General features: G+C 53.9%; 20 protein-coding genes. 1 reads left to right on the forward strand and 19 read right to left on the reverse strand.

Features of this window, described 5'->3' with window-relative positions; genetic code table 11:
• Positions 1 to 73 precede the first annotated feature (73 nt).
• From Q4606_RS12080 to leuC, 12 genes are all read right to left on the reverse strand, one after another.
• Complete coding sequence (locus Q4606_RS12080; RefSeq protein ID WP_303596041.1) at positions 74 to 763, reverse strand: SPOR domain-containing protein; 690 nt, start codon at positions 761 to 763, stop codon at positions 74 to 76.
• Between the two features lie 112 nt (positions 764 to 875).
• Positions 876 to 2,210: a bifunctional tetrahydrofolate synthase/dihydrofolate synthase gene (gene folC, locus Q4606_RS12085; RefSeq protein WP_303607671.1), complete on the reverse strand. Its 1,335-nt coding sequence runs from the start codon at positions 2,208 to 2,210 to the stop codon at positions 876 to 878.
• The gene (gene accD / locus Q4606_RS12090) at positions 2,191 to 3,117 is read right to left on the reverse strand and encodes an acetyl-CoA carboxylase, carboxyltransferase subunit beta (protein ID WP_303607672.1); all 927 of its coding nucleotides are present in this window, start codon (positions 3,115 to 3,117) and stop codon (positions 2,191 to 2,193) included. Before accD ends, folC begins: the two co-directional genes overlap by 20 nt.
• 45 nt (positions 3,118 to 3,162) lie before the next feature.
• Positions 3,163 to 3,975, reverse strand: coding sequence for a tryptophan synthase subunit alpha (trpA, locus tag Q4606_RS12095; protein WP_303596044.1), 813 nt, complete (start codon positions 3,973 to 3,975; stop codon positions 3,163 to 3,165).
• Between the two features lie 19 nt (positions 3,976 to 3,994).
• Positions 3,995 to 5,191 (reverse strand): tryptophan synthase subunit beta, encoded by a 1,197-nt coding sequence (gene trpB, locus Q4606_RS12100; RefSeq protein ID WP_303596199.1) that lies wholly within the window; start codon positions 5,189 to 5,191, stop codon positions 3,995 to 3,997.
• 4 nt (positions 5,192 to 5,195) lie between these two features.
• The gene (locus Q4606_RS12105) at positions 5,196 to 5,825 is read right to left on the reverse strand and encodes a phosphoribosylanthranilate isomerase (protein WP_303596045.1); all 630 of its coding nucleotides are present in this window, start codon (positions 5,823 to 5,825) and stop codon (positions 5,196 to 5,198) included.
• Positions 5,822 to 6,733 (reverse strand): tRNA pseudouridine(38-40) synthase TruA, encoded by a 912-nt coding sequence (truA, locus tag Q4606_RS12110; RefSeq protein ID WP_303607769.1) that lies wholly within the window; start codon positions 6,731 to 6,733, stop codon positions 5,822 to 5,824. The genes Q4606_RS12105 and truA overlap by 4 nt, the downstream gene beginning before the upstream one ends.
• A gap of 106 nt (positions 6,734 to 6,839) precedes the next feature.
• Positions 6,840 to 9,986 carry a FimV/HubP family polar landmark protein gene (locus Q4606_RS12115; RefSeq protein WP_303607673.1) on the reverse strand — a complete coding sequence of 1,049 codons (3,147 nt, stop codon included), beginning with the start codon at positions 9,984 to 9,986 and terminating at the stop codon, positions 6,840 to 6,842.
• A 315-nt stretch (positions 9,987 to 10,301) separates the two neighbouring features.
• Complete coding sequence (gene asd / locus Q4606_RS12120) at positions 10,302 to 11,417, reverse strand: aspartate-semialdehyde dehydrogenase (protein ID WP_303596047.1); 1,116 nt, start codon at positions 11,415 to 11,417, stop codon at positions 10,302 to 10,304.
• A gap of 109 nt (positions 11,418 to 11,526) precedes the next feature.
• A complete protein-coding gene (gene leuB, locus Q4606_RS12125; RefSeq protein WP_303596048.1) occupies positions 11,527 to 12,600 on the reverse strand; it encodes a 3-isopropylmalate dehydrogenase in 1,074 nt (357 codons plus the stop codon).
• Between the two features lie 85 nt (positions 12,601 to 12,685).
• Positions 12,686 to 13,333, reverse strand: coding sequence for a 3-isopropylmalate dehydratase small subunit (leuD, locus tag Q4606_RS12130; protein WP_303596049.1), 648 nt, complete (start codon positions 13,331 to 13,333; stop codon positions 12,686 to 12,688).
• A 21-nt stretch (positions 13,334 to 13,354) separates the two neighbouring features.
• Complete coding sequence (gene leuC / locus Q4606_RS12135; RefSeq protein WP_303596050.1) at positions 13,355 to 14,773, reverse strand: 3-isopropylmalate dehydratase large subunit; 1,419 nt, start codon at positions 14,771 to 14,773, stop codon at positions 13,355 to 13,357.
• Positions 14,774 to 14,929: 156 nt separating this feature from the next.
• On the opposite strand from leuC, the gene Q4606_RS12140 reads away from it, so the two are divergent.
• Positions 14,930 to 15,832 carry a LysR family transcriptional regulator gene (locus Q4606_RS12140; protein ID WP_303607674.1) on the forward strand — a complete coding sequence of 301 codons (903 nt, stop codon included), beginning with the start codon at positions 14,930 to 14,932 and terminating at the stop codon, positions 15,830 to 15,832.
• Here Q4606_RS12140 and Q4606_RS12145 read toward each other — a convergent pair.
• The 7 genes from Q4606_RS12145 to Q4606_RS12175 all read right to left on the reverse strand — a co-directional run bounded on the left by Q4606_RS12145 (position 15,805) and on the right by Q4606_RS12175 (position 22,635).
• A complete protein-coding gene (locus Q4606_RS12145; protein ID WP_303596052.1) occupies positions 15,805 to 17,076 on the reverse strand; it encodes an MFS transporter in 1,272 nt (423 codons plus the stop codon). The two genes, Q4606_RS12140 and Q4606_RS12145, sit on opposite strands and share 28 nt — an antisense overlap.
• Before the next feature lie 97 nt (positions 17,077 to 17,173).
• Positions 17,174 to 18,268 carry a chorismate synthase gene (gene aroC, locus Q4606_RS12150; RefSeq protein WP_303607675.1) on the reverse strand — a complete coding sequence of 365 codons (1,095 nt, stop codon included), beginning with the start codon at positions 18,266 to 18,268 and terminating at the stop codon, positions 17,174 to 17,176.
• 36 nt (positions 18,269 to 18,304) lie between these two features.
• A complete protein-coding gene (gene prmB, locus Q4606_RS12155) occupies positions 18,305 to 19,207 on the reverse strand; it encodes a 50S ribosomal protein L3 N(5)-glutamine methyltransferase (protein ID WP_303596054.1) in 903 nt (300 codons plus the stop codon).
• A 94-nt stretch (positions 19,208 to 19,301) separates the two neighbouring features.
• Positions 19,302 to 20,402, reverse strand: a complete 1,101-nt coding sequence (locus Q4606_RS12160; protein WP_303596201.1) for a patatin-like phospholipase family protein — start codon at positions 20,400 to 20,402, stop codon at positions 19,302 to 19,304.
• 46 nt (positions 20,403 to 20,448) lie between these two features.
• Positions 20,449 to 21,363, reverse strand: a complete 915-nt coding sequence (locus Q4606_RS12165) for a DUF4892 domain-containing protein (RefSeq protein WP_303607770.1) — start codon at positions 21,361 to 21,363, stop codon at positions 20,449 to 20,451.
• The gene (locus Q4606_RS12170; RefSeq protein ID WP_303596056.1) at positions 21,356 to 22,270 is read right to left on the reverse strand and encodes an alpha/beta fold hydrolase; all 915 of its coding nucleotides are present in this window, start codon (positions 22,268 to 22,270) and stop codon (positions 21,356 to 21,358) included. The genes Q4606_RS12165 and Q4606_RS12170 overlap by 8 nt, the downstream gene beginning before the upstream one ends.
• Before the next feature lie 14 nt (positions 22,271 to 22,284).
• Positions 22,285 to 22,635, reverse strand: coding sequence for a PilZ domain-containing protein (locus Q4606_RS12175; protein WP_303596057.1), 351 nt, complete (start codon positions 22,633 to 22,635; stop codon positions 22,285 to 22,287).
• Positions 22,636 to 22,659: the final 24 nt, after the last annotated feature.

Genomic DNA, 22,659 nt, shown 5'->3' on the forward strand with positions numbered 1-22,659 from the left:
AAGGAAGCGCGAATTCTATCAGGAAACGCCGGTTCGCCAAACCGCCGGAACCACATAAAGCAGTGTGAAAAGGTTATTTATCGCCAGATGTGACAAGACTGTTCAAGCTAAACGCCTTATCCAGTGCACGTTTTGCTGATTCTGCCTCGGTTTTCTCGGCAAATGGTCCACTGAAGACCCGCGTAAGCGTGCTGTCGCCCCGAACGACCTCCTGAAGGTGGGAATTGTAGCCCTTCTCGCGCACCTTGTCCCTGAGACGACGAGCGTTGTCGCCGTTACCAAAGCTGCCTAACTGCACAACCCATGCACCTTCCAGGGAACGGGTAAACTCGGCACTTTCTTGTTCGGTCTGTGCAGACGGCTCAGTTTGTGCGGGTGCGCTTGGCTTTTCTTGCGGAGCTGCAGCGGTAGTTGGAGAGACAGACGGAGAGGGAGCAGGCTCAGTTTGTACCGATTCCGTCGCCTGAGGCTCAGGGTTTGCAGTGCTATCAGGTACAGGCTGAAGCGCCGATTCATCACTTTCAAGAATTCGGTAGTCTTGGACGCCCGAGTCTGCTGTTGCAGGCTCATCTTGCTGGTAAGGAGGCGGAGGTGCCACATCCGAAACGGGAGCTTCAACTTCCGGGAAAGGCGGTTCTTCGGGAATATTGATCGTAGTAGACGTTCGCTCAGAGTGAGGTTCATCGAACACCATGGGCACAAAGATGACGGCCAGTGAAACCAGGACCAGCGCACCGATTATTCTTTGTTTCAATCCATCCACGTTATTTGACTCCCCGCCTGGTTGACCCAGCACATACTAACCGCCTGCATGCCATAACTCAAAGCCCCGGGAACCGCTATGGACAAAGTTTAAGGCGCCCGGGTTCACTCGCTCAAAGGAGCAAAGTGCGTGCTTCTGCGACAGTAAAAAAAGAACCAAATACAATGATGATGTCCTTTTCTCCTGCGTTAGCCTTTGCCTCGGAAATTGCTGCGGCCACAGAACTACAGGCTTTGACCTGGGGGCTGCTACTCCCGTCGTGCAGCTTACCAAACAGCGACCCGGACTCCAGTCTTTGCCACAAAGCGACGGAATCCAAACCTCTGGGAACATCAAGTCCTGCCAGATACCAGTCATCAACAACCGGAGCCATAGCGCTGGCCACGCCCTCCACGTCTTTATCGGCAAGAGCGGCATAAACCGCGAAAACCTTCTGATCTTCACCCTTCAATGCCTGGAGCCTTTTGCAAAGCCAGCCAGCAGCGTGAGGATTATGGCCTACATCCACATACAGATCCGGATTGCGTCCCAGGCGCTCGAACCGTCCTGGCACCTTGACACCAAACAGAGCTGTCTCGATCACGTCTTTTTCGAGACCAGGCTCGAGTACACGCACTGCTACCACTGCCGCAGCGACACTCTGAACTGGAAGAGGCCCAGACGGCAATCTGAACCTGGCCTCCTGTACATGAAGCCTTGTGGTGATGTCGCCGGAATCCTCTCTGGCCTCCTGGATGGTATAGTCCCGCCCCCCAAGAATGAGCGCTACCTTCTGAGCCTCTGCCTGCTGAATAACGGAGCGCGGAGCATCAACATCGGCAACGACCGCGGGTATCCCAGGGCGAAGAATCCCGGCTTTCTCAAAACCGATAACCTCACGGTTATCTCCAAGAAACGCCACGTGATCAATGTCGATGGACGTTATAATCGCCAGGCTGGCATCTAAAACATTAACCGCATCAAGGCGGCCGCCAAGGCCAACCTCAAGAATCCAGTCCTGCACACCAGCTTCGGCCAGCGCAACAAAAGCCGCCAGTGTGCCAAATTCAAAATAAGTCAGTGTTACTGAGCCACGAGCAGCTTCCACTTTTTCGAACGCAGAGACCAGACCCGCATCATCAATGTCCTGGCCGTCGATACGTATGCGTTCGTTATATTTCTGTAGATGGGGAGATGTGTAGGCGCCGGTTCGCCGCCCGGCTGCCTGAAGAAGTGCTTCGAGCGTCGCAACCGTGCTGCCCTTCCCGTTGGTACCGGCGACGGTAACGACCCGTACCGCAGGCTTCTTGCGGAACAGGCGACGAAGTACCACCAGAACCCGGTCAAGCCCCAGGTCTATTTCGGTAGGGTGTATCAGTTCAAGCCAGGACAGCCACTGATCAACTGTCGCCCCGCCCCCCGGTGCTTCAGGAGGGCGGGATTTCTGTTTATTCTGCGGCTGGCTCAATGTCTGGCTTTTCCGATATTTCAAATTCTATGGGGTCTTCCGTATCGGGCCGTTCTTGCCCGGTGAACTTGGCCAGGACATGTGCAATGCGCTCACGCATCTGGTGGCGATGCAGAATCATATCAATTGCACCATGCTCCAACAGGAATTCACTGCGCTGGAAACCTTCGGGCAGCTTTTCCCGGACCGTCTGCTCGATAACCCGCGGGCCGGCAAATCCGATCAGTGCATTGGGTTCTGCAATATTAAGGTCACCCAGCATGGCAAGGCTTGCGGACACACCACCAAAAACAGGGTCGGTCATGACGGAGATGTACGGAATACCTTCCTGTTTCATACGTTCAAGCACGGCAGCCGTTTTTGACATCTGCATCAGGGAAAGAATGGCTTCCTGCATACGAGCGCCGCCGCTCGCGGAAAAACAGACCAGGGGGATACGCTCAGCCAGTGCTACGTTGGCAGCCTGGACAAACTTTTCACCAACAACCTGCCCCATGGAGCCGCCCATGAAATTGAACTCGAAGGAACAAGCGACCAAAGGGACATTCAGCGTTTTGCCTTTCATCGCGACAAGCGCATCTTTCTCACCCGTAGCTTTTTGAGCTTGTACCAGGCGATCCTTGTAACGCTTGGAGTCCTTGAACTTCAGCCGATCCCAAGGCTCAAGACTGGCTCCGATTTCTTCACGCCCTTCGGCATCAAGAAAAATATCGAGGCGCCGGCGAGCATCGACTCTCAGGTGATGGTTACACTTGGGGCAAACATCCAGGTTCTTCTCCAGTTCCGGCTTGTATAGAAAGGCGCCGCATTTCGGGCACTTTTTCCAGAGACCTTCCGGAACACCTGTTCTGCGATTGGATTCCGAGCGAATTTTGCCCGGCATTATCTTGTCCAGCCAGTTACTCATGGTTATATCCTGTCCTTTGATTCTGACTCACCCTCACCTGTAGGGTCAGGAAGCCAGGCTGTCCAGTGCTTCGCGCATCGGGTTGAGCAGATCGGTCAGTGCCCGTTTCAGAGCTTCGATGTCTGCCTGATTCTTGGCTATTGTATCTACCAGCACACTGCCAACAATTACACCATCGGATACCCGTCCCACGGCAGCCGCTGTTTCCGCATCGCGAATCCCAAAGCCAACACCTACAGGCAAAGCCGTTAATTCGTGAATATGAGCTACTTTTGCGGCGACTTCGTCTACGTTTATCCTGGCAGCTCCGGTCACGCCATTGAATGAAACATAGTACACATATCCCGAAGAGTGATCGGCAATAGCACGAATTCTTTCATCAGTCGTCGTTGGCGCCAGCAGGAAAACCGGGTCCAGCCCCCTCTGGGAAAACAGAGGCGCAACATCATCGGCTTCCTCCGGCGGCAGATCCACCGTAAGAACTCCGTCTACGCCAGCCTCCACGGCCGCGTCGGCAAAGGTTTCATAACCCATGGCCTCAATGGGGTTAAGGTAACCCATCAGCACAACAGGGGTTGTGTCATTGGTTTCTCGGAACTCTCGCACGATCGCCAGGACCCGACGCAAAGATGTGCCGTGTTTGAGCGCGCGCTCACAGGCCAGCTGAATAACCGGACCATCGGCCATCGGATCAGAAAAAGGCACGCCCAATTCAATAATATCCACACCCGCATCAACCATAGTGTGCATCAAACCAACTGTCTCATCCGGATGCGGGTCACCGGCAGTGATAAATGGAATTAGTGCCTTGCGTCCTTGTCCTTTGAGGGTCTTTAGAACCCCTTCAATTCGGCTCATGCCTGCTCCTGTCGATTCATCAGAGTTCGATACCATCCAACTGCGCAACGGTATGAATATCTTTGTCGCCGCGTCCGGATATGTTAATGACAACCATTTGGTCTTTATCCATCGTAGCCGCAAGTTTGACTGCATAAGCCACTGCGTGGGCAGTTTCCAGTGCTGGCATGATGCCCTCAACCAGGGTCAGCATACGAAAAGCTTCCAGCGCTTCGTCGTCCGTAACGGAAACGTAGTTTGCGCGCCCAATATCTTTCAACCAGCTATGCTCTGGCCCAACGCCTGGGTAATCCAGACCTGCACTGACCGAATGGGTGCCTGCAATCTGCCCGTTCTCATCTTCCATAAGATATGTACGGTTGCCATGGAGTACACCAGGGCGCCCGGCACAGAGCGGCGCTGCGTGCTGTCCGGTTTCAATGCCAAGCCCACCGGCTTCAACGCCGTAGAGTTGCACAGATTCATCCGTCAGGAACGGGTAAAACATGCCAATGGCGTTGGATCCACCACCAACACAAGCGACCAGCGCATCCGGGAGTTTTCCTGTCTTTTCGAGGGACTGACTGCGGGTTTCACGTCCGATCACTGACTGGAAATCCCGAACCAGCAAGGGGTATGGATGTGGCCCGGCAACAGTGCCGATGATATAGAATGTCTCATCAACATAAGTAACCCAGTCGCGCATAGCATCGTTCATTGCATCTTTGAGTGTGCGGGTTCCGCTCTCAACCGCATGCACCTGTGCCCCCAGAAGCTTCATACGATAGACGTTAAGCGACTGACGCTGCACATCTTCTGCGCCCATAAATACGTGGCATTCCAGTCCCAGGCGGGCACACACGGTTGCAGTCGCAACACCATGCTGTCCGGCACCCGTTTCAGCGATAATTCGCTTTTTGCCCAGAAAGCTGGCCAGCAGGGCCTGGCCAATCGTGTTGTTAACCTTGTGCGCACCGGTATGGTTGAGATCTTCGCGCTTGAGCCAGATCTGCGCGCCTCCGGTTTCGCGGGTAAGGCGCTCGGCAAAGTACAGTGGGCTGGGGCGACCGACGTAATCTGCGAGATCCTTGTCAAACTTTGCCTGGAATTCCGGATCCTTCTTGAGTCGAAGGTACTCCTTTTCCAGAATCATCAGGGAGTCCATCAGAGTCTCGGATACGAACCGACCTCCAAAGGCACCGAAATGCCCTCTGTTATCAGGTAGTGCAGTAAGCATTTCTTCAGTCAATTTTACAGACACGGTGGACCTCTTTAATAAAGTCAGAAATTTTTTCGATGTCTTTAATGCCTTTGCTTTTCTCAACGCCGCCGCTGACATCTACAGCCCAGGGTTTCACCTGCTCTACCGCCTTGAATACGTTATCAGATGACAATCCACCGGCCAATATAAGTGGCAAGGGACGTTCTAGCGGGACCAGGTCCCAATTGAATGATCGACCGGTACCGCCATAATGGTCAGGGTCCCATGCGTCCACCAAAAGACCCGCTGATGACTGGTATTCTGTGAACGCCTGTTCAATCTGCTCCGCACTCTGAACACGCACAGCCTTGATCCAACGGCGACCGAACTGACTGCAAAAATCTGCCGTCTCATCGCCATGAAACTGAAGCAAGTCCAGCGGAATTCGATCCAGGACTTCCCTGACCTGCTCTGCTGATGGGTTCACGAACAATCCAACAACTGACACAAATGCAGGTACCTGTCTGACGAGCACCTCGGCATCAGCAACCGTAACCGCGCGTGAGCTAGGCTCGTAGAACACGAACCCCAAGGCATCAGCCCCGCTCTCTACCGCAGCTTTCACATCTTGAACACGAGTCAGACCACAAATTTTGACGCGTGTATTCATAGCACTGTTACCGGTTGTTGTTTCGGGTGGATGTGCGTCGGATGCACCGGACTATTTTCTGCCCGGCTGAACCAGGGCCGGAGAAACCCCGGGCCACACTCTGCAGCAGGTATTGAAAAATCATCGGGATATCCTACATCGACCAGATACAAGCCATATGGCGGAGCCGTTACACCTGCAAGCGTGCGATCTTTTGCAAGCAGTATGTCACGAATCCAGTTCTCCGGCTGATTTCCAGTACCTACAGCCATGAGTGCTCCGGCAATATTCCGAACCATGTGATGCAGAAAAGCATTGGCCTGCACATCAATTACGACGAAATTCCCTTTCCGGGTTACCTTTATCTGTTCAAGAAACCGAACAGGTGTCCGGGATTGACAGCCAGCAGCACGAAACGACGAAAAATCATGCTCTCCGACAAGGGCCTGGGCTGCAATATGCATGCGCTCCGCATCCAGCTCACGAAATGTCCAGCTCACCTGTCCGCGCTGAATACCAGGCCGCACCGGGCTATTGTAGATAACGTAGCGATAACGCCGGTACACCGCAGAGAAACGCGCATGGAAATCGGCACCGCCATTTCCTGCCCAGTGAACAGCAATGTCGAATGGCAGAGAGGTATTGATACCCATAACCCATGAGCGAAGGTTGCGGATAGCAGATGTTTCGAAATGCACAACCTGATAGCTAGCATGCACACGGGCATCAGTGCGCCCGGCGCATACAAGATCTACTGGATGGTCAGCGACTTTCGTTACAGCCTTGGTGAGCTCGGCCTCAACCGAACGAACTCCCGATTTCTGAAGCTGCCAACCATGGAAATTGCGGCCGTCATACTCGAAAGCCAACGCGACCCGTCCGCCGCCGATAGCGTTATCCGTTGTAAGTTCCTGCGGGTAGAGAAACAAATGTACATCCGGGAAGTATGTTGCTGAAAACACAAAACGCCGGCTGAATGCCGGGACAATTCCCGGCGGCCGGCGCTTGCTGACTCAATAGTCTGATTATAGCGGATCAGGACAGATTTTTAAGCAAATCCTGAGCTTCAGCTTTTTGCTCGTCGTCCCCTTCAAGAGCAACCTCTTCGAGAATGTCCCGAGCCCCATCGCTGTCACCCATTTCAATGTAGGCTCTTGCGAGATCCAGCTTGGTCGCTGCTTCGTCAGTTCCTGCGAGGAAATCGAAATCATCGTCGTCACCCAGATCATTTTCATCAATCTCAGCAACAGGTGATTTCGTAACGGCGTCCTGAACTTCGTCGGAAGCCACCGGCAGATCTTCGTCGGACGGCTCTTCGGTCAATTCCTCAGGTGCGCCATCTTCGTTTGCCAGGTCGTCTTCGCTGAGCGCGTCATCCAGGGAGAGTTCGTCTTCCAGGGACAGCTCATCGTCCTCAAAGCTCGCGTTGGCAGAATCTGCAGAATCCGAGAATTCTCCCATCAAGGCAAGATCCTCATCAGACACATCCAGCTCAAGATCATCAAGCGTGGACTCTTCCATCTCCAATTCACCAAGCTCGTCTTCTTCATTGGCGACCTTGTCCAGTTCAGCATCCAGCTCATCAAGGAAAGATTCATCAAGCGAATCAATCGCCGCGCTTTCTGTTTCAGGCGCAGTTTCCGGGGCTTTTTCGGGGGCCAGGTCAGCCAGAGGTTCTTTCGGTTCTTCAGGTTCATCGAGATCTATTTCGAGAGAGGAGAAATCACTTTCCTCTTCAGGTTGATCTGCATCAGCACCATCTTTCGCCTTTGAAAGCTCTAATCCCGTCAGATCATATTCGATCAGATCGTCGCTGCTACTCTTCTCCGCCTCGTTGTCTTGTGCATCAGCAGACTTCTCTGACTCTTCAAGTGTATCGAGGTCGAAATCAGCCAGATCAGAATCGAAATCACCGAACTCGTTCTCAACCTGTTCTTCACGGCTTGAGTCGTACTGATCCGCAAGGAGCTCATCCGACAAGGATGTATCGGCGTTTTCAAAATTTTCAGAGGCATTGAACGGCTCTGAAGCAGTTGACTCTCCACCCAAGGATCCGGAGCGAAGCTGAGATTCAAGATCATCAATGCTAGGCATCGACTCTGCTTCTTCAAGACGTGAGCGAAGCTCGTTTGCCTGAGCTGTTGCTTCATCGTCTTCCAGGATCTGAATTTCGCTAAACTGCTTCTCGAACGATTCGCGGTCCTGATTGTCTGCGTAGACACCCAGCAATTTGAGACGCAAGTCGGTACGGCTTGGCTCCCGCGAAATAGCCGTTTCCAGAGTCTGCGCCGCCTGATCATATCGACCATAAGCTACATAGGCGTCGGCTTCCTCCAGGGGATTGCCGGTGGCGCCCTGCTCCGATTCCTCTTCATCCAGACTCAGGTCGAAAGAATCTTCGGCGCCATCTGGCTCGTTATTGAGTTGCTCGTAAAATGCTTTCTCACGTTTGGCATTACGCCGAGCTAGAAGCAGAAGAATGAGCAGCAGGATTATCAGGCCGCCACCGAGGGCGATCTGATACAAGGTGTTGCCGGTAATGGCATCAATCACGTTGCCCGGGAAACCTTTGTCAGCGACTACAGGTTCCGGCTTGGGCTGAACCTCAGCCTCCGCCTTTTCTACCGGTTCTGATTGTGCAGGCTGATCACCTGACGCAGGGACCAGATCATTACTGGTCGCATCCTCTTCGACCCCTGTCGCCGTACCCTCCGCATCACCTTCTCCAGGCTCCATATCCGCAGCTTCATCGGATGGGCTGACAGATTCCTGCTCAACGTCAGATTCAGAAGCATCCATCTCGCCAACTGCAGCTGCAGGCTCGCCAGAATTTTCCTGGCCGGGCTCAAGAATGGACTCATCATCGCCTGCCATCTCTTCCGACTGTTCGGGCGCTACTCCCTCTTCACCGGAAACCAAAGCCGTGTCATCTGCGGCATCAGCAGTCTCGGCCATGTCAGCAGTCTCAGCCGTGTCGGCAGTCTCGGCCAAGTCAGCAGTCTCAGCCGTGTCGGCTGTCTCAGCCGCGTCAGCGGCATCATTTGCAACGGTTGTCTGCTGAATCTCTGCTAATTGGCTGTTTTTGAGCTCCAACAAGCGCTGCAGGGTTTGTACCTGATCCTGAAGATCATCAACACGGGTGTTAAGCTCGTCGTTTTCCCTGCGGGCACTTTCAAGTTCTTCCATGGCAACGGCAGTACCGGCATCCTCGCCTCCTGGAAGCTGACCGTCTCCACCAGCGGAACCGCCTTCAGTCTCGCTCCGAGCGCCCTCATCATCAGCAACAAGAAGTTTGAGTTCGTCACCCCCTGATGAGGCCACCTCAGCGCCAGCACCGTCTGCAGGCTGCGGAGCAACCGTCGCATCGACTGTGCGTCTGGGCTGCTGGAATTCCTCGTTCTGTTGCGCAACGGCGCGCGTGGCCTCAGCTCGTGTACGGCTGCGAATCTGATCCGCAGAAGGAACACGCAGCACCTCGCCACGCTTCAATCTGTTGATGTTATTGCCAATGAATGCGTTCGGATTCAGGTCCTGCAGAGCCAACATAACTTGCTGCATCGACAGACTATTATCCGGCCGCACTTCTGCCGCGATTGTCCATAAGGTGTCAGATGCGCCCGTAGGTCCGAACGTATCAGCACCATAGCCAGCGCTTGAGGCACGTGACTGCTCAACCCTTGCCTGGCGACGAACCGATTCGGCGCTGCGCGTAGATGTTCCGGACTGGGCTGCCGGGGCACTTGAGGGCGCACGAACCTGCTCGGATACACCGGACTCTTCGGCATAAACCGGAGGATCTACAAGAACGGCATACTCACGCATCAGCCGGCCATTAGGCCAGGTCAGCTCGAGTAGAAAGTTAAGGTACGGCTCTCGCAGAGGCTCTCTGGATGAGACATTAACAACGAGGCTACCATCAGAACGGGTCGCCACATCGAAACGAAGTTTCCCAAGAAACTGATTCCGCTGCAGACCAAGGCGTTGATAAGCCCTCTCCGGAGCTATGTTCACGAACACATCACCGGGGTCCACCCCCTGGCTTTGTGGCAGAACAATTTCCGCATCCATTGGCTCATTCAGATAAGACTGAAGTTCAATTTCACCCAGCCCGAGGGCTTGAGCGACGCCGGATCCGAGTCCTCCAGCCAGAGCCAGTGCAACCGCAAGCTTGCGTACCTTCATGCTTTTTCCTTTCCAGTCCCCGTTACTCGTGACTGATTTTTTTCAAACAGGATCTGCTTTGGCTCTTAAACTTCCGCCTGCAGAATTCTCGTTCGATATGACGTGTTTTTAATTTTCAGTCCGGCAAGTATTGTTGATAAAGCCTATTTTATCAATCAATCAGCGGCAATCGTTGCACCATTGATTTACCTGTTGCACGGAACTCCCTAGTCTCGCTGAAAATAACAGGGGCGGAGCCTGAAATCAGCCTCCGCCCCCTGACCGGCTTTCTGAAACCGGACACAGTTGGCATTTATTGCCTCTGTGTAACAATTCTTAACGTTCCTGCAGAATTCGCAACATACGGCGCAACGGTTCTGCCGCACCCCAAAGAAGCTGATCACCTACGGTAAATGCAGAAATATACTCAGGCCCCATGGTCAGCTTGCGAATACGCCCGATAGGCACACTCAGAGTCCCGGTCACCTTGGCAGGTGTCAGTTCTTCAATGGTCGCGTCGCGATCATTAGGGATAACCTTAACCCAGTCGTTGGCCTTGGCCAGGATGGATTCGATCTCTGCTACCGGCAGGTCTTTCTTCAGTTTGATGGTCAAAGCCTGACTGTGGGAGCGCATAGCGCCAATCCGCACGCAAAGGCCATCAATCGGAATCGGTTTTTCTGAGCGACCAAGGATCTTGTTGGTCTCAACACCCGCTTTCCACTCTTCCTTGCTCATTCCGTTATCAAGCTGCTTGTCGATAAACGGAATCAGGCTGCCAGCAAGCGGTACCTGAAAGTGCTCGGTAGGAAAGCCATCAGAACGCATGGTTTCAGTCACTTTCCGATCAATTTCCAGAATCGCCGAAGAGGGGCTTGCCAGCTCATCTCCAACGCTGCGGTTAAGTTCTCCCATCTGATTGAGCAACTCACGCATATTCTGGGCACCAGAGCCAGAGGCGGCCTGATACGTCATGGGGGAAACCCATTCAATCAGATCCTGTTCCAACAAACCGCCGAGAGCGAGCATCATCAAACTGACCGTGCAGTTGCCACCAATGTAATCCTTCACGCCACTGTTCAGAGCAGCGTCTATGACATTGCGATTTACAGGGTCCAGAACAATGACAGAGTGATCCGCCATCCGCAGCGTAGATGCCGCATCAATCCAATAGCCTTCCCAGCCTGCGTCACGCAGCTTCTGATAGACCGCATTGGTGTAGTCACCGCCCTGACAGGTCAGCACCACATCCAGAGTTTTCAGAGTTTCGATATCGAATGCATCCTGCAATGGCGGGACACCCTCTTTCCCCACGTCCGGAGCTGGCTGGCCAGTCTGGGAAGTGGAGAAAAATACCGGATCGATATCAGCGAAATCACTTTCATCGCGCATACGCTGCATGAGGACAGAGCCCACCATACCGCGCCAGCCTACAAGTCCAACTCGCTTCATGTGCGACCTTTGAACCTCTCTTGTGCCCACCCCTGACTATATCGCCGGCAGGGACGGGATGAATGATCCCGCAGCAACCGCATCGCGTTGCTGTCGGGCAGTATCGTAATTACAGAGCAGCCAGTACCGCTTCACCCATTTCACGGGTAGAGACCTGAGTACTGCCTTCCGACATGATATCCGCCGTACGCAGCCCTTGGTCCAGCACCTTGCTAACAGCCGTTTCTATTGCAGCAGCAGCCTTTTCTTCATCAAGACTGTAACGCAACATCATGGCAACACTGAGAATAGTTGCCAGCGGATTGGCTATGCCCTTGCCGGCGATATCAGGAGCCGAACCATGGCATGGCTCATACATGCCCTGTTTTTCAGAGTTCAGTGATGCCGACGGCAACATGCCTATAGAGCCTGTTAGCATGGCTGCTTCGTCAGAAAGAATATCACCAAACATATTACCAGTCACAATCACGTCGAACTGTTTTGGTGCGCGAACCAGCTGCATTGCGGCGTTATCCACATACATATGGGACAGTTCCACGTCCGGATACTCGCGCTTCAGATCGTTCATTACTTCACGCCAAAGCACGGTAACTTCTAGCACATTGGCCTTATCAACCGAGCACAGTTTTTTGCTACGCTGCTGTGCGGCTTCAAAGGCCACCCTGCCGATACGGCGGATTTCGGATTCAGTGTAAGCGTAGGTGTTATAGCCCTGGCGTTCGCCACTCTCGAGCACACGCACACCCCGCGGTTGGCCAAAATAGATACCACCGGTGAGCTCACGCAATATCATGATATCAAGCCCTGAAACCACCTCAGGCTTGAGGGAAGAAGCTGAAGCCAGTTGCGGATAAAGAATTGCCGGACGCAGGTTGGCAAACAGCTCCAGATTGGAGCGCAAACCTAACAAACCTTTTTCAGGGCGTTTTGCCATGGGCAAGCTGTCCCATTTCGGCCCCCCTACAGCGCCCAAAAGAATCGCATCGGCTTTACCCGCTTTCTCGAGGGTATCCTCAGGCAGTGGACTGTCTGTTTCGTCCAGCGCGGCACCACCGACCAGGCCCGACTCAAAATTGAGTTTCAGGTCAAATTTCTCATTGATGGCATGCAGGACTTTTTCGGCTTCTGCGACAATCTCTGGGCCGATGCCGTCACCTGGTAAAAGTAATACAGTTCTGGACATGATGAGTTTCCAAACCTTGGTAAGCCGGGTCGGGGTTGACCCGGCAAGTTATAAGTATCGCCGAAATGGGCGTTAACGAAGCGGCCTATTGGCCTGCGCCAAACAACCATGGAGCAGTTTGGCGACGCTGATCTTCGTATGTCTTGATCAGCTCGGCGTCTTCCAGTGTTACGCCAATATCATCAAGCCCGTTAAGCAGGCAATGGCGACGGAAGTCATCCACATCAAATCCGAACGACTCACCAGACGGCGTGATCACTGTTCTGGCCTCCAGATCCACCGTCAGCTGATACCCTTCCGAAGCCTCAGCCTCCTGAAACAACTGATCAACAATTTTCTCTTCAAGAACAATTGGTAACAGGCCATTCTTAAAGCAGTTATTATAAAATATATCAGCGAAACTCGGGGCAATAATAACCCGGAAACCGTAATCATCAAGAGCCCAGGGCGCATGCTCACGGCTGGACCCACAACCAAAATTACTGCGTGCCAAAAGTACACTGGCATTTTTGTATCTAGGTTGATTGAGCACAAAATCCGGATTCAAGGGGCGCTGGGAACAATCCTGGTCAGGCTTTCCTTCGTCAAGATAGCGAAGCTCATCAAACAGGTTCGGGCCGAAGCCCGTGCGCTTGATAGATTTCAGAAACTGCTTGGGAATGATCATGTCCGTATCCACATTGGAACGGTCCATGGGGGCCACAAGGCCCTGGTGTTGCGTAAATGCGCGCATGGTTCAGTTCTCTCCTGTGGCTCAGTTCAGCAGTTCGCGAACATCAACAAAATGGCCGGCTATTGCTGCGGCGGCTGCCATGGCCGGGCTAACCAGATGAGTTCGCCCCCCAAAGCCCTGCCGGCCCTCAAAGTTGCGATTAGACGTAGACGCACAGTGTTCGCCCTGCCCCAACTTGTCTGCATTCATCGCCAGACACATGGAACAACCTGGGTCACGCCATTCGAGGCCCGCTTCGATAAAGATCTTGTCGAGGCCTTCCGCTTCCGCCTGCGCTTTTACCAGTCCGGAGCCTGGTACAACCATTGCTTGCTTTAGACTGTCAGCCACCTTTCGGCCTTTGACCACAACTGCCGCCTCACGAAGATCTTCAATACGGCTATTGGTGCAGGAACCGATAAACACCCTGTCGAGCTTAATATCGGTAATCGCCTGGTTCGGGTTCAATCCCATGTACTTCAGTGCCCGCTCAATGCCTTCGCGCTTGATAGGATCTTCTTCTTTCGATGGGTCCGGCACCTTGCCGGTAACGTTCGTGACCATTTCCGGAGACGTACCCCAGCTTACTTGCGGGAGAATATCTGCGCCTTCGAGCTCAACCACTTTATCAAACACAGCGTCCATATCGCTGTGCAAGGTTCGCCAGTATTTAACGGCTGCGTCCCAGGTTTCACCCTTGGGTGCGAATGGGCGGCCCTTGACGTAATCGATGGTCGTTCCATCAACGGCAACCATACCAACCCGGGCACCGGCTTCGATGGCCATGTTGCAAATGGTCATACGGCCTTCCATGCTGAGGCTCTGAATGGCCTGGCCGCCAAATTCGATCGCATGGCCGGTGCCGCCTGCGGTACCGATTTTGGCGATAATTGCCAGTACGACGTCCTTACCGGTCACACCCTTGCCCAGCTCACCGTTTACCTTGACCAGCATGTTTTTCATTTTCTGCTGAACCAGGCACTGAGTCGCCAGCACATGCTCAACCTCGGACGTACCAATACCGTGGGCAAGACAACCAAACGCACCGTGGGTAGAGGTATGCGAATCGCCGCAAACAATGGTCATACCCGGTAGCGTTGCACCTTGTTCCGGACCAATAACATGCACAATGCCCTGACGCTGATCCTTGATCTTGAACTCAAGAATCCCGAACTCATCGCAGTTCTTGCCAAGCGTCTCCACCTGGATACGGGAAACCGGATCAACAATACCGTCAATACCTTTCGCACGATCAGTCGTCGGAACGTTGTGGTCTGGCGTTGCCAGGTTGGCATCAATGCGCCACGGCTTGCGTTTTGCAAGGCGCAGCCCCTCAAAAGCCTGAGGTGATGTCACTTCGTGCAGGAGTTGCCGATCAATGTATATCAGCGCAGAACCATCGTCCCGCTGCTTGACCAGATGGTCGTCCCACAATTTGTCGTATAAAGTTTTACCCGCCATGATTCTCTCTCACTCTCTGGAGGCACAGTTTTTGATTCTCTGGGCCCATCATATCGCCCACCCCTGAATAACCGCAATTCATCTTTATCATTCATCGCATTCCAGATGGTTATAGATTAATCTTCACCTACCGGAACTCTTCCAGGAACACGAACATTGGATTCCAACGCCCTTAAAGCCTTTATTACCATTGTCGATCAGGGCTCCTTCTCGGAAGCCGCCGAGCAACTGCATCTGACCCAGCCCGCCATCAGCAAACGCCTCGCTGCCCTGGAAAATCAGCTTGGTACTACACTGGTGGATCGAAGCCATCGGCAACTACGCATGACTGACTCTGGTGCCAGGCTATTGCCTCATGCCCGAAAAATTCTCGATGAAATCCACAATGCCCGAATTGCGCTATCTCCGGACTCAAGCTTGATTGAGGGTGAATTGCAGATTATTGCCAGCCACCACATAGGACTCCACCACCTGCCTAACTGGTTACGCCGATTCAAGCGTGAATATCCTCAAGTTGCCATCAACCTGCAGTTTATGGAATCAGACGCGGCCTATGAACAAATGCGTAAACGCAACGCTGAACTCGCCTTCGTCACACTGAGCGACAGCATGATTCCAGGTTTTGACGTTTTCGCCCACTGGCCCGACCCCATGGCATTCGTCGTAGGTGTGGATCATCCTGTAGCTCTTCTGGATCGGCCAAGACTGGCTGACCTCGCAAAACACCCTGCTCTACTGCCCGACACGACAACCTCGACCTATCGTGTGATAAGCCGCCTGTTTCTCGAAGAAAACCTGCCCCTGCACCCACAAATGCCGACCAACTACCTGGAAACCCTCAAGATGATGACCAGTGTCGGCCTGGGCTGGAGCGTACTTCCCCTGAGCATGGCAGACGGGAGCCTGAAAGTACTCGATGGTGTACTGGCAAAAAAAACAGCGGCCGAGCATCGGGTTTCCCGGGTGCTGGGCGCTATAGGACTTACCGGCAGACAACCCGGCAACGCCGCTAAGGCACTCTTATCTATTGTTCAGGAAGAAGAAGACGGCCTTGAGTAGGGATCAGGTGGAGCCTGAAGCCACCGGGTTGTTATAACGATCGCAATTGCCATAGCAATTGCGCCGCCCCAAAAAGCGGCAGACGTGCTGAGACCTTCGACCAGAAAGCCCGACATCCAGGCGCCCAGCGCACCACCAGCGCCAAACGTCAGCCCACTGTAGAGCGCCTGTCCCTGGCCATGGTGGTGCTGACCAAAAAAGCCCTGCACATACTGAACCGAAACCGCATGAAGTGCGCCGTAAGACGCCGCGTGTAACAGTTGCGCGAACAGCAATACGGCCAGGACATCTGTTAACGCCGCGATCAATACCCAGCGGATCATTGTCAGCACAAGCGCACCAATCGCAATCTGCCGCACCGTAAAATTACGGGTTAAGCGGTGCATAACCAAAAACAACCCGATTTCTGAAACCACCCCTAACGACCAAAGCAAACCGATCGCAAGATTGCCATAGCCGTGCTGCTCCAGATGAATACTGAAAAACGTATAGTAGGCGCCGTGGGAAACCTGCAGCAGGAAATTCATCAGAAAGAACGCGACCACCGCAGGATGCGTCACAATTGCCTTCAAACTGCCCTTGGGGGCCGGAGGCTTGCGTTCACCACGCTCAGCCGGCAAAAGAAACGCAGACACGACAATTCCAACAAACACCGGCAGCAACAGCCAAGGCAACCAGCTGATCGAGACCCAGTCCAGAATCAGGCCAACCCCCGCCACAGCACCAATAAACCCGACCGAGCCCCAGAGCCGGACCTTGCCATACCGTTCGCGATGCTCACCGAGCGAGCGCAGCGTTATCACCTCATAGAGAGGAAGAATGGCGTTCCAGAAAAACGTAAAGGCCATCATCACCAGCAACAACCCGTAAAACCCTGGCTCCAGAAAAACCCCGGCAAAAAACAACGAACCGGTTATGGCACCTAAACGAACAAGCCGGACCCTCTGGCCGGTTTTATCCCCCAGATGCCCCCAGAGGCTTGGCGCCACAATTTTCGTGAGCTGAATGGTCGCCATCAAGGTGGCTATTTGCAGATAGGAAAATCCCTGCCCCTGGAGGTACAAAGACCAATAAGGCAAAAGGCCGCCCAAAAGGGCGAAAAACCAGAAGTAGAGATTGGAAAGGCGCCAGTAAATACCCGTTCTCCCCGCATATTCAGATAGTTGAGAGGCATACGCGGCGGGTAGACGTAGAATGCCGGTTAGCTTGGGCTGGCCTGGTCGTTCAAAAACGTGGAGCGCCAAGGATGGCGCGACCGAGCCCTACACGGACGTATTCACGGGCGTTTTTTGAACGACCAGGCCAGCCCAAGCTGCTACTCCGATAAAGAGACCGTGAAGATCAGAGCTGCCCAATAACAGGCGTAGAAACAGCAACATCCCCATTCTGACCACGATGGCGCAAATAATGGTCCATCAATACGATCGCCATCATCGCCTCAGCAATCGGCGTGGCCCGAATACCCACACAGGGATCGTGACGCCCAGTGGTAATAACCTCCACCGGGTTGCCGCTCACATCAATACTGCGCCCCGGTAAACGCAAGCTCGACGTTGGCTTCAGCGCAATGCTGGCAAGAATCGGCTGCCCGGAAGAAATCCCCCCAAGAACACCGCCAGCGTGGTTCGACAGAAAGCCTTCAGGAGTCAGCTCATCACGGTGTGCCGTGCCTTTCTGGGCCACACAGCCAAAGCCAGCACCAATCTCGACGCCCTTCACCGCATTGATACTCATAAGCGCATGAGCAAGGTCTGCATCCAACCGGTCAAACACCGGTTCGCCCAGCCCCGGCGGCACACCTTCGGCCACCACATTGATTCGTGCACCAATAGAGTCACCTTCCTTACGAAGGGCATCCATGTAGGCTTCCATCTCCGAAACCTTATCGGCATCCGGGCAGAAAAACGGATTCTGATGCACCTGCTCCCAATCCAGTTTTTCGGCGCGAATAGGACCCAACTCAGACAAATATCCGCGAATACAAATACCCAGACGCTGCTGCAGAAACTTCCTCGCCACAGCCCCGGCTGCCACCCGCATGGCCGTTTCACGAGCTGACGAGCGCCCGCCGCCGCGGTAATCGCGCACGCCATATTTGTGCATATAGGTGTAATCGGCGTGGGCCGGCCTGAATTGTTCCGAAATTTTCGAATAATCCTTGGAGCGCTGATCGGTGTTCTCGATAAGCAGCCCGATCGGCGTACCGGTGGTTTTACCTTCAAACACGCCGGAAAGAATGCGGACTTCATCCGCTTCACGGCGCTGCGTTGTGTGCCGTGACGTACCGGGCTTGCGACGATCAAGGTCCGCCTGCATATCAGCTTCCGAGAGTTCCAGCCCGGGCGGGCAGCCGTCAATAATGCAGCCCAGCGCAGCCCCATGGCTCTCGCCGAAAGTAGTAACGGTAAACAGTTTTCCGAAAGAATTTCCCGACATAATTCAATATCTTGTTAGGGTATTTTAAAAATAGGTTTAAGAATTACTGCACCACTGGCGGAGATCCTGTTCGGCAATAGCGAACACACCATCGCCGCCATTACTGAATTCCAGCCAGGTGAACGGAAGATCCGGGTAAGCCTCATCAAGAGCTACCCAGCTATTCCCCACCTCAACCACCAGCAAACCGCCCGGCGTTAAATGCTCTGCAGCTCCGGCAATAATCCGGTGGGCAATATCCAGCCCATCGTTGCCAGCCGCAAGACCGAGGGCCGGTTCATGATGGAACTCCTCCGGCATATCCGCCAGATCTTCCGCATCCACATAGGGCGGATTACTGACAATAATATCGTACTTCCCGCTTATGCTCGCGAACACATCGGATTGTATTGTGCGCACCCGATCGCTGAGTTCGTGTAATTCAATGTTTGACGCGGCAACTGCCAGTGCGTCCTGCGAAATATCAGACAGGTCCACATGGGCTTCCTCAAACACCGAAGCTACGCCTATACCGATACAGCCACTTCCCGTGCACAAATCAAGAACCCGACCAACCGGCTTATCCCCCAGCCAGGGCTGGAACCCGTTCTCAATCAGCTCACCGATCGGCGAGCGCGGCACCAGTACTCGCTCATCTACATGGAACGGCATACCCATAAACCAGGCTTCCCCGAGAAGGTAAGCCATAGGAACACGCTCTTCGATGCGGCGGCGAATGCGCTCCAGCACAAGCTCCCGCTCTCCACGGGTAAGGCGCGCATCCAGGAACAGCGTATTGTTTTCCAACGGAAGATGCAGGCTACGCATTACCAGCTGCACCGCCTCATCCCAAACGTTGTCAGTGCCATGACCAAAGAAAACCCTGGAGGCAGAAAACTGGGACGAAGCGAAACGAAGATAATCGCGAACGGTATGGAGATCGTCAATCGGGCTGGTCACAAATACTGTTTCCTGTAGATTCGGCTTAGCGCGGAATTATACGCTGTTTCATGGCTTTGCTGCAGCCACGTGAGCGCCCCGCGGCTGCACCGGCTCAGATCGCCAGTGGCCCGGAACTGCTCCGGCTGTCCTCGAAGCGATCCAGGGCAGCAGACATACGCTCCCTCCCCAGCTGAATCAGCTCAGGCGCCTTGTGATAGTCGTAGCTGCGCGATGCATTTTTCGGGATATTCACCAGAAGGTCCGGCGGGTAACCGGCAAGCTTGTACTGGACCAACGCACTCTGCATGGTTTCGATCGTGAGATTCATTACATCAAACTTACCAATGCCGAGCTTGTCCCAATCTATAGTTTCATGTTCTTCCAGCAATTTTTTATCGGCTGGCTTGTCCTGTTCTTTTTTCTGAATTTCTTTGGAGATTTTTTCTTCTGGCGTGTCATCGGCGCTCGTCTTCTTGGGCCCCAGAGCTCTTATTGCGTCCCAGTCAAACCACCTTGATGCCTTGTCACGGAGAGCGTCCATCCACTCATCCACTTCTCCCCCACCACTGTCATGGCCGGCAAATGCAGCATCCGGTATTCTCTGACGGCGATCATCTTCACCACTGAGGTTAACCGCCACGATAATATCTGCGTGAGACGAAATGGTCGGGATAATGGGAAGCGGATTCAGCACAGCACCGTCGATTAGAACCCGCCCATCAAGAACCAGAGGCGTAACAACGCCGGGGATAGCGACCGAAGCGCGAATGGCTCTATCAAGTGGTCCTTCCTGAAACCAGATTTCCTTATGAGCAAGCAAATCAGTGGCAACCGACGTGTAATGCAGTGGAAGGTTCTCGATACGGGTATCACCCAACATCTCCCGCACCACAGAAAAAATCTTCTCGCCCCGGATCGCGCCGACAGCGTTAAAGGTAAGGTCCAGCAGTTTGAGTACATCAAACTGGCCCAGACCGGTTACCCAATCTTTGTAGTCCTGCATTTTTCCGGCGGCATACATTCCGCCGACCAAAGCGCCCATGGAGCACCCAGAAATCGCAACTATGTTATAGCCGCGCTCGGCCAGTACTTCTATGGCACCAATGTGTGCATAGCCCCGGGCCCCACCACTACCCAGAGTAAGAGCAACCGTTGGGCGCTTGCGCTCATGCCCTGTGCCCTCGGATGTGGTGGTAGACTCAGCGGCCGAGATATCGGAGCTCTCCAAAATTTTGGACACACTATTTTCAGCCACCTGATTACCTCGTTATAACCATCACTTCGACTCGGTCGCCCTGCCGGGCCGGATCGGTAACCAGTACTGAGGGCCCAACAATCAGGAGTTCCTGCTGCTGCCGGGAAACCCCGGTTTTAGCCAAGACCTCAGAAAGCGATTCAGTAGCCTTGCGGGCTCGACCCATCGCATCACTGAATGACTCATCTACGGCCAGTTCTGAGTAACCCACAAGTACCACTCTGGCGCCTTCCGTCCGCGCCAGATCATTTATTCTCCGGCGGTCTGTCGCCTGCCAGTCAAACCGGTACGTAACTCCACCTTGCCAGGGCACTACCACTGGGCCAACAATCCGGTTATTGACAGAGCCAAGACCGGGAACGGTCGCCCCGGCAGCAACCTTCAGATGTTCAACCCAAACATACTCCCTGAGATTGCCGCGAGTTACTGTGTATACAGACGTCAGCCATCGACTGCCATCATCTGCTACCTGGCCTGCCACCAGATAATCCTGAGTAGCGTCGCGTCCGTAGAGAACCGACTGGCTGAAAACCTGGTTTGCCCACACATTGCTTCGTCCGCAGCGAATGCCGGAACAGTCGAACAGGATTTTCGCACCGCGGTCTCGCAGCAATCCAAGATAGTGTTCCCTGGCTTCCCGACGACTTGAGTCGCGGGCTATCTGATATAACTGCCCTTTCCCGCTAACCGGCAGTCGGGCCATGGATTCTGAGCGAATCTCGTTATTGATCTCGCGAACAGGGCTGAAAAGAACGAGGTGCCCGGAAGATTCAATCGAAGCCGTCGTTTCCAGGGTTGACTGGGCGAAAGCCTCCGGCAGCGTCTCAGGCAGTGACGCACTGGCAAAAGCCGAGCCCGTCGAAAGCAGAACGACAGCAAGAAAACGAAATACAACAGACTTTGGCAAAGTATTACTCATTCTCAAGAAAGTTTCTGACAGCGTCGGCAACCGGGCGAGTGTCTCCATCCAGATGGCAATGGTGCCCGCCTGGGACATCCACTGTTCGCAAATACGACACGGCATCTGCCCGGATATCCATTCCTTTCCGGTTCGCCAACAATCCTTCTTTAGCACGTACGAACAGAACCGGGGCCTGGATGGCTTCCAACGAAGCAACAACCTGCTCCTCGGTCATCATCAGTTGGGACGGATGTCGCAACCTGGAATCCGTGCACCAACTGTATCCTCCGCCCTCAGGCTTCAGGTTGCGCGGCATGAGGCTTAGTGCGGCCTCGTGGCTAAGCGGACTAAGCCCGCCCTCGCGGACTTTTGCCGCAGTAACCACGTCGGGATAGACTGCAGCGCGACCAGAACCGGCGATGCGTTTTTTAATGGACTTGCGAAGCTGAGGAACCGTCTCACTGACAGGGCGACTAAGCGCACCCAGGCTGTCGATCATCACCAACTTTCGTACTTTCTCAGGGAAAGCAGCCGCGTAGAGTGCGCCTACAATACCGCCCAGGGAGTGACCTACAATATCCACCTTCCCCTCGTGAAAATACTCTTCAATAAGTTCGGCTATATCTGCAACATAATCCATCAGCAGATAGCCCTGCCCCGGCGGGCGGTGCCCGGAGTGACCGTGGCCGGCCATATCCACAGCGTGCAACGACGAATGTTTCGCGAGTTCCGGCGCAATTCTTGTGAACGTCAGACTGTTGTCCAGCCAGCCGTGCAGCATAATAATCGGTGGGCTGGTTGTTTGTGACGTATTTCCCGCAGACCAGCTCAGGCCTGCCAGAGTGATATGTCGCAGCCGCCATTCGGATTCGTGCACAGCAACCTCGTCTTCGTGAAGGCCTGGCAGTGTTGCGATATCACTCATCTCTTAGCCTCACCTCACATGGTGTGCGTTGGTCGGTCAGAGCTTAACGACCCGGCGAGATAAGATTCAATCTTGTTTCTGGCGCTAGGGTCATCACCATTAAACTGCACACCTATGCCTGCAGCTCGATTACCCTGAGCTCCCTTGGGCGTGATCCAGATAACCTTTCCAGCAACCGGTATTTTCTCTGGCTCATCCATGAGGTTCAGCAGCAGAAAAACTTCGTCGCCAAGCCTGTACTGTTTCTGGGTGGGTATAAACAGCCCACCCTCGCGGATGTAAGGCATATAAGCGGCATATAAAACCGCCTTGTCTTTAATCGTCAGGGTGAGAATGCCGCTGCGCGCACCAAATCCGGGCCCCATATCTGACACCTTTTAAAAATTGTT

This window comes from Marinobacter sp. 1_MG-2023 (genome assembly GCF_030549045.1).
Lineage (GTDB): Bacteria > Pseudomonadota > Gammaproteobacteria > Pseudomonadales > Oleiphilaceae > Marinobacter.